This is a genomic window from Streptomyces sp. NPDC089919, from assembly GCF_040684615.1.
Classification (GTDB): Bacteria; Actinomycetota; Actinomycetes; order Streptomycetales; family Streptomycetaceae; genus Streptomyces.
In genome coordinates, this window is sequence record NZ_JBFBGK010000192.1 from 1 (window position 1) to 6,435 (window position 6,435).

9 protein-coding genes are annotated in these 6,435 nt (G+C 71.5%); 1 reads left to right on the forward strand and 8 read right to left on the reverse strand.

The features are described from left to right. Positions 1 to 98 precede the first annotated feature (98 nt). Positions 99 to 698, reverse strand: coding sequence for a flavodoxin family protein (locus tag AB0O40_RS37150; protein WP_365050580.1), 600 nt, complete (start codon positions 696 to 698; stop codon positions 99 to 101). Between the two features lie 145 nt (positions 699 to 843). Here AB0O40_RS37150 and AB0O40_RS37155 point away from each other — a divergent pair, with 145 nt between their 5' ends. Next, entirely contained in the window at positions 844 to 1,233 is a 390-nt protein-coding gene (locus AB0O40_RS37155) for a helix-turn-helix domain-containing protein (protein ID WP_365050582.1), read from the forward strand. Positions 1,234 to 1,270: 37 nt separating this feature from the next. Here the strand turns inward: AB0O40_RS37155 and mutM are convergent, their stop codons facing one another. The 7 genes from mutM to rsmD form a co-directional block, all read right to left on the reverse strand. Then, positions 1,271 to 2,128 (reverse strand): bifunctional DNA-formamidopyrimidine glycosylase/DNA-(apurinic or apyrimidinic site) lyase, encoded by an 858-nt coding sequence (mutM, locus tag AB0O40_RS37160; protein WP_365050584.1) that lies wholly within the window; start codon positions 2,126 to 2,128, stop codon positions 1,271 to 1,273. 119 nt (positions 2,129 to 2,247) lie between these two features. Beyond that, on the reverse strand, positions 2,248 to 3,084 hold the full coding sequence (rnc, locus tag AB0O40_RS37165; RefSeq protein WP_365050586.1) for a ribonuclease III: 837 nt from the start codon (positions 3,082 to 3,084) through the stop codon (positions 2,248 to 2,250). Between the two features lie 19 nt (positions 3,085 to 3,103). Next, positions 3,104 to 3,277, reverse strand: coding sequence for a 50S ribosomal protein L32 (rpmF, locus tag AB0O40_RS37170; protein ID WP_365050588.1), 174 nt, complete (start codon positions 3,275 to 3,277; stop codon positions 3,104 to 3,106). Positions 3,278 to 3,279: 2 nt separating this feature from the next. Next, positions 3,280 to 3,918 carry a DUF177 domain-containing protein gene (locus tag AB0O40_RS37175; RefSeq protein ID WP_365050594.1) on the reverse strand — a complete coding sequence of 213 codons (639 nt, stop codon included), beginning with the start codon at positions 3,916 to 3,918 and terminating at the stop codon, positions 3,280 to 3,282. A gap of 153 nt (positions 3,919 to 4,071) precedes the next feature. Continuing rightward, a complete protein-coding gene (locus tag AB0O40_RS37180; protein WP_365050596.1) occupies positions 4,072 to 5,151 on the reverse strand; it encodes a cell division initiation protein in 1,080 nt (359 codons plus the stop codon). 109 nt (positions 5,152 to 5,260) lie between these two features. Then, positions 5,261 to 5,740, reverse strand: coding sequence for a pantetheine-phosphate adenylyltransferase (coaD, locus tag AB0O40_RS37185; RefSeq protein ID WP_365050590.1), 480 nt, complete (start codon positions 5,738 to 5,740; stop codon positions 5,261 to 5,263). Between the two features lie 29 nt (positions 5,741 to 5,769). Continuing rightward, positions 5,770 to 6,348 carry a 16S rRNA (guanine(966)-N(2))-methyltransferase RsmD gene (rsmD, locus tag AB0O40_RS37190; RefSeq protein WP_365050592.1) on the reverse strand — a complete coding sequence of 193 codons (579 nt, stop codon included), beginning with the start codon at positions 6,346 to 6,348 and terminating at the stop codon, positions 5,770 to 5,772. Positions 6,349 to 6,435: the final 87 nt, after the last annotated feature.

Genomic DNA, 6,435 nt, shown 5'->3' on the forward strand with positions numbered 1-6,435 from the left:
ACTGCTGCGGCGAGCCCGGCGGCTTGCTCGTGAGGGGTGAAGAGCCCCGTCATTCGTCCTCCTTGACGTGAAGAGCTCAAAAGTACTGCGGGTGTGCCTCAGGCGGCGACGGCCAGCCGGCCGGCGACGAAGACCCGGGCGGCCTCGGTGACCCGGCGGCCCAGGTGCTCGGCGGTCGCGAGGTCGGCCTTGTGGACGCCCTCGGGGCCCTCGTCGGAGTTGGTCTGGGCACCCGCGCCGGAGAAGAAGCCGAGGCGGTTGAGGTCGTTCTCGGAGCCGGTGGTGGAGTTCCAGCCCGGCTTCAGGCCCAGGTTGACCCAGTGCATGCCGTGCTGGGCGGCCAGCGTCTGGAAGTACTGGAGGGTGTGCAGCTTGTCGCCGCTCTTGGAGCCGGAGTTGGTGAAGCCGGCCGCCAGCTTGTCCTGCCACTGGTCGGTGAACCAGCGCTTCGAGGTGGCCTCGGCGAAGACGTGGAAGGCGCCGGACGCGGTGCCCATGTAGGTCGGGGAGCCGAAGACGATCGCGTCCGAGGCGTCCAGGAGCGCCCACTGGGCGTCGTCGATCTCGTCGACCTTGATCAGGTGCACGGTGGCCCCGGCGTCGGCCGCGCCGGCCTTGACTGCTTCGGCGACCAGGGCGGTGTGCCCGTAGCCCGAGTGGTAGGCGATCGAGACGACGGGGGTGTGGTTGCTGCTCACGGCGATTCCTCCAGTGGTGTGCGCTGCACCAAGGAAAGCACTTACTTTTTGAAAGCGCAACCCAGTCGGTAGCGCCCACTATGTGACAGCGCGGTCAATCCATCAGCGCTTACCCGAAGAGGGCATGCCGGAGTACCCTGACTGCATGGAGAGCGTGCAGACCCACACCGACGACCTGGCGTTCGACGTCTTCGCCCGCGCGTGCCCGTCCCGGGAAACCCTCGGGCACGTCACCGGACGCTGGGGGACGCTGACCGTCACCGCCCTGTACGACGGCGCCCGGCGGTTCAACGAGCTGCGCCGCCGGGTCGACGGCGTGAGCGAGAAGATGCTGTCCCAGACGCTGCACGCCCTCGAGCGGGACGGCATCGTGCACCGCGAGGCCCAGCCCACCAACCCGCCCCGGGTCGACTACGAGCTGACCCCGCTGGGCCGGGAGGTCGCCGAGCGGCTGCTGGCGCTGATCCACCTCGTGGAGGCGGACATGCCCAAGGTCCTCGCGGCCCGCGAGCAGTACGACGCCGAGCGGGTCTGACCCGCCGGGCCCCGGCCGGGCCGGGCGGCCCGCGCGCTCAGAGCGCGCGCGGGGCCCGCTGGCAGCGCGGGCAGAAGTAGCTCGACCGGTTCATCCACGGCCGGCGCCGGATCGCGGTGCCGCAGCGGCGGCAGGGCTCGTCCTCCCGGCCGTAGGCGTCCAGCGACCGGTCGAAGTAGCCGGACTCGCCGTTGACGTTCACGTAGAGGCTGTCGAAGCTGGTGCCGCCGACGGCCAGCGCGGCGTTCATCACGTCCCGGACGTGGCCGAGCAGTTCGGCGCTGCGCGGCCGGGTCAGCCCGGCCGTGGGGCGCTCGTAGTGGAGCCGGGCGCGCCACAGCGCCTCGTCGGCGTAGATGTTGCCCACCCCGCTGATCAGCGACTGGTCGAGCAGGGCCCGCTTGACCGTGCTGCGCTTGGCCCGCAGGGCCAGGTGGTAGGCGCCCTCGTCGAACAGCGGGTCGAGCGGGTCCCGCGCGATGTGCGCGATGACGTCCGGCAGCCCCTCCGGGGTGTTCTCGTGCAGCGACAGCCCGCCGAAGGTCCGCTGGTCCACGAAGCGCAGCTCGGTGCCCTGCGCGTCGGCGAACCGCAGCCGGATCCGCAGGTGCTTCTCGTCGGGGGCGTCGCAGGGCTGCACGAGCAGCTGCCCGCTCATCCCCAGGTGGCCCAGGACCGACAGGTCGCGGCCCGCCAGCGGCAGCCACAGGTACTTGCCGCGGCGCATCGGCGCCCCGACGGTCTCGCCCGTCAGCCGGGCGGCGAAGTCGGCCCCGCCGGCCGGGTGCCGCCGCACCGCGCGCGGGTGCAGCACCTCGACGGACTCGATCCGGCGCCCGGCGACCCAGCGCTCCAGCCCCCGCCGGACGACTTCGACCTCGGGCAGCTCGGGCACGGTTTCCTCCGGACGGACGGGCGCGGATCTCGGGACCGAGCCTACCGCCGGCCGCGAACGCGGATCGCCCGGCCCCTGGAAGGGGCCGGGCGATCCGTCTCGTGCGGGAGAAGGAAGCTTCAGCCGGCAGTCGAGTCCGCAGCGGGCGTCGGCGCCCCGCCATCGGTCTGCACGACCGGAGCCGCAACGGCCGCGGCCGCCGCGGCTTCCGCCGCGATCCGCTCGTCCGCCGCCGCGCGAATCGCGCGCCAGGCGGATTCCGCGGCCTGCTGCTCCGCTTCCTTCTTGCTGCGGCCGGTGCCGGTGCCGTACGAGACACCACCGACGCGGGCGGCAGCAGTGAAGGTCTTCTCGTGGTCGGGACCCGTCTCAGAGACGAGGTACTCCGGCACGCCCAGGCCCTCGGCCGCGGTGAGTTCCTGGAGGCTGGTCTTCCAGTCCAGTCCGGCACCGAGGTTCGAGGACTTCTCGATCAGCGGGTCGAAGAGCCGGTGGACCAGCTCCGAGGCCGCATCGAGGCCCTGGTCGAGGTAGACGGCGCCGATCACCGCTTCAAGGGTGTCGGCGAGGATCGAGGCCTTGTCCCGGCCACCCGTGCCCTCTTCGCCCCGGCCGAGCCGGATGAAGGAGCCGAGTTCGAGGCCACGGCCGACCTCCGCCAGTGCACGCGAGTTGACCACCGCGGCCCGCAACTTGGCCAGCTGGCCTTCGGGCAGGTCGGGGTGGGTGCGGTACAGCGTGTCCGTGACCACCAGGCCGAGCACGGAGTCCCCGAGGAACTCCAGCCGCTCGTTGGTGGGCAGACCGCCGTTCTCGTACGCGTACGAACGGTGGGTCAGCGCACGCACCAGAAGGGCGGACTCGAGGTGGTACCCGAGCCGCCCTTCCAGAAGCGTGTGGGACGAGGCCGCGTTGCTGTTGTCTGCCTGCTTCTTACCGCTGGCAAGCTCAGACATTGCGCCTCTCACCAGCCGCTCAGACCTCGAGGACCTGGCGCTTGTTGTAGGTGCCGCAGCTCGGGCACGCGATGTGCTGCTGCTTCGGCTCCTGGCAACGCTCACACGAAACCAGGGGGACGACCGCAGCCTTCCACTGCGACCGGCGGTGGCGCGTGTTGCTGCGCGACATCTTCCGCTTCGGAACAGCCACGGCTACTTCTCCTGCTTCTCGTCGACGCCATCCGCGGCGCCGCTCATGTTGTCCTTCTCGCCGTCCTGATCGGTCGCGACGAGTCCCTGCAGTGCCGCCCAACGGATGTCGACGGCCTCATGGTGGTGGTCGGGGTCGTCGTTCAGGCTGAGCCCGCATTCGGGGCACAGTCCGAGACAGTTCTCCCGGCACACCGGCTGCGGCGGCAGTGCGAGCACCACCGCGTCCCGCAGCACGGGCTCGAGGTCGAACAAGTCGTCCTCGATGAAGTACCTGTCCTCGTCGTCCTCAGCGTCGTCGTCCGGCTCCGCCTTGAGGCGGCCCCGGGCATCGGCGTCAGGGTACGAGAACAGTTCCTGGAAGCGCGCGTTGAGCGTGAGCTCGAGCGGCTCCAGACACCTTACGCACTCCCCCACGGCCTTAGCCACGGAGATCCCTGTGACAAGGACCCCTTCCATGACCGACTCGAGGCGCAGGCCGAGCTGCATGTCGGCGCCCTGGGGCACCGAGATGACGCCGGCGAGGCCGAGGTCCTCGGGAGCGGGAACGGTCCGGGACACCTTCTGCTGGGCACCAGGACGCCGGCCCAGCTCGCGCGTGTCGAACACGAGGGGGTTGCGGTGGTCGAGGCGGGTGCTCAGGGCCGTTCCTGCTTTCGGACTAGCTGGGGGGATGCCGTCCCGCGGACCCGTGGGGTCCTCTCAGGGCAGCAGTGATCGCATCGCATACGGGCGACCGAAGAGCCAGGATACCCGCCGCTCCGCGGCTATCCCAAACCGGCCGGTCGCCCCAGGTCAGCGACCCTGCTCGTACTGACGGAACTGGTTCATGTCGATCATGCTCGTGTCGAAGAGGCTGGTCTCGTCGAGCGCGGGGGCCGGCCGGCCGTGCTCCTGGTGCCCCTGGTGCGCCTGCGCGGCCTCCTGGGGCTGCTGGTAGGCGTACGGGTCCGGCTGGTAGCCGTAGGGGTCCGGCTGCTGCTGGTACTGCTGGTACGGGTCCGGCTGTTGCTGCTGGTACGAGTACCCGTCCTGGCCCTGGTACGCCGGGTAGCCGCCGGTGGCGTCCACGGCGGCGCCCGCGTCGGCGTACGGGTCCGGCTGGTGCGGGTAGGCCTGCTCGGGGGCGGCCTGTGCCGGGATCTGGGCCACCGGCTCGGCCAGCCCCGCGAGGAAGTCCGCGTCGCTGGTGGCCTGCCGGCCCTCGGCCGCGTCCTGGGCGGCGATGTGCTCGCCCAGGTCGTCGGTGGCGACCCGGCCGATCAGCTTCTGGCGGCCCCGGCCGACCGCCTCCAGGGTCTTGCCGAGCACCGCCTCGAAGGCGCCGAGCTTGTTGTCCACGTACTCGTCGGCCTGCCGGCGCAGGGTCTCGGGGTCCTGGCTGCGCTCCGGCGCGTCCAGGTCCGGGTAGCCCGACTCGTCGACGCCCGGGCCGCGGCCCAGCAGCTTCTCGCGGCCGCGGTCCACCGAGCCGATGGTCTTGGTGAGGACCACCTCGAAGTTGGCGAGCTTGCTGTCGACGTAGTCGTCGGCCTCGGCGCGGATCTCCTCCGCCTCGCGGCGGGCGTCGGCGACGATCCGGTCCGCCTCGTCCTGGGAGCGCCGGGCGACCTCGGTGTCCGAGATCAGGGTGCCGCGCTGGACGTGGGCGGACTCGATGATCCGCTCGGCCTCCTGGCGGGCCTGGTGGACCAGCTGGTCCCGGCCGCCGATCAGTTCCCGGGCCTGCTCGAGGGAGCCGGGCAGGGCCTGACGCACCTCTTCGAGCAGGGCGAGCAGCTCGGCGCGGTTGACCACGCACGAGGCCGACATGGGCATGGACCGGGCGCCGGCCACGGTCTCGACGATCTCGTCGAGCTTCTTCTGCACGTCCACCTGTGCTCGCACTCTCTCGGCTGTTCCGCGACGGACGGGACGACTGTACGGCCACCCGGACCCGGCCGGCACCGTCCGGGGCGGGCCCGGGGGCCGCCCCGGGCCCGGCTCAGCGCTGCCCGAGCCGTTCCACCAGGGCGGCGTGCACGGTCGGCGGCAGCAGGTGCGAGACGTCCCCGCCCCAGGTGGCGACCTCCTTGACCAGGGAGGAGGACAGGAAGCTGTACGTCGGGTTGGTCGGCACGAACAGCGTCTCGACGCCGGTGAGGCCGTTGTTCATCTGGGCCATCTGCAGTTCGTAGTCGAAGTCGCTGACCGCGCGCAGGCCCTTGACGATCGCCGGGATGTCCCGCTGCTTGCAGAAGTCGACCAGCAGGCCGTGGAAGGACTCGACCTCGACGTTGCCGTAGTCGGCGGTGGCCTCGCGGATCAGTTCGATCCGCTCCTCGATGGTGAAGAGGCCCTTCTTGGACTGGTTGATCATCACGGCCACGTGTACGACGTCGTACAGCTTGGAGGCACGTCCGATGATGTCGAGATGTCCGTTGGTGACGGGGTCGAAGGACCCCGGACAGACGGCGCGGCGCACGCGAACTCCCTCGCTCTTTGGCCCGGTCATCATGAGTCTTCGCTGGTCGAGGCGGCGCGGCCGTACCAGAGGGTGCCCTCGCCGTAGCGCCGCGACCGCAGCGGCTCGAAGCCGTCCGGCCACGGGAACGCCCCGCCTCGCGTACTGCGTTCCACGGTGACCATCGCATCCTCGGTGAGCCAGCCCTGGGCCCGGAGTGTGAGCAGGATCTCGCCAAGATCGGCGTCGGTCACGGCGTAGGGCGGGTCGAGGAAGACGATGTCGTACGGCTCGGCGGGCGCCGGCCCCGCCACGACCTGCTCGGCCTTGCCGGCCCGGAACTCGGCGCCGGGCAGGCCCAGGCTGCGGATGTTCTCCCGGATGGTCTGGCCGGCCCTGGCGTCGGCCTCGACGAGCAGGGCGTGCGAGGCGCCCCGGGAGAGGGCTTCCAGGCCCACCGCGCCCGAGCCGCCGTACAGGTCCAGCACCCGCGCGCCGGCCGTGCCGTGCAGGGACTCCCAGGTGGAGAACAGGCCCTCGCGCGCCCGGTCGGAGGTGGGGCGGGTGCCGGTGCCGGGCGGGACGGCCAGTCGGCGGCCGCCGGCCACTCCGGCGATCACGCGGGTCATCAGTGGTCCTTCGGTACGGGAGTGGGGGGGGGGGGGGGTCGGCGCGCGACCCCAAAGGGGGGGGGGGGGCCCCCCGCGCCCCGCGGC